The organism is Arthrobacter sp. NamB2, from assembly GCF_005281365.1.
Taxonomy (GTDB): Bacteria; Actinomycetota; Actinomycetes; order Actinomycetales; family Micrococcaceae; genus Arthrobacter_D.
Window position 1 is genome coordinate 1 of sequence record NZ_SZWI01000028.1, and the last position, 440, is coordinate 440.

1 protein-coding gene is annotated in these 440 nt (G+C 63.9%); it reads left to right on the forward strand.

All coding sequences use genetic code 11. The annotated features are described in order from the left end of the window. Positions 1-240: 240 nt before the first annotated feature. Positions 241-440: hypothetical protein (locus FDK12_RS14985; RefSeq protein WP_137370292.1), on the forward strand; the 200-nt coding region annotated here is incomplete at its 3' end.

The following is a 440-nucleotide window of genomic DNA, read 5'->3' on the forward strand; positions in this document are numbered from 1 at the left end:
ACTGTGCTCGAAGCGTCACCAAGGTCTCAACGTTGGTGTTAATTCAGGTCTAAAAGACTGTCTGCCGAGAAATTGCCCCGAGGTTTCACATCGGGGACGACTCCTCTGTCCCCGATGCTCATCGAGCAAGGGGTAGCAGTTGAACAATCACAGGTCAGTGACGTGAGGGCCGGTTCGGGCTTCCGCGGAAGCCAGGACGCGACGCCTCGAAAAGGCTCTGCGCGTTCACGCGCGGGAGGGTTGAAGCGCTGGATCGCCGGCGCGGCCGCGATGGCGACAGCCTTCTCCGGCATCAGTGTCGCGGGTGCGCTTCCCGCGGTCGCGGTGCCGGTCTACGAGATCACCGCCCGATGGGCGGACAACACAGCCGAGCAGGTTGCCTCGGGCGACGTGGTGAGCTCGGAGTGGCGGGTGAACGTCAACGACGACGCAGCTGCCCC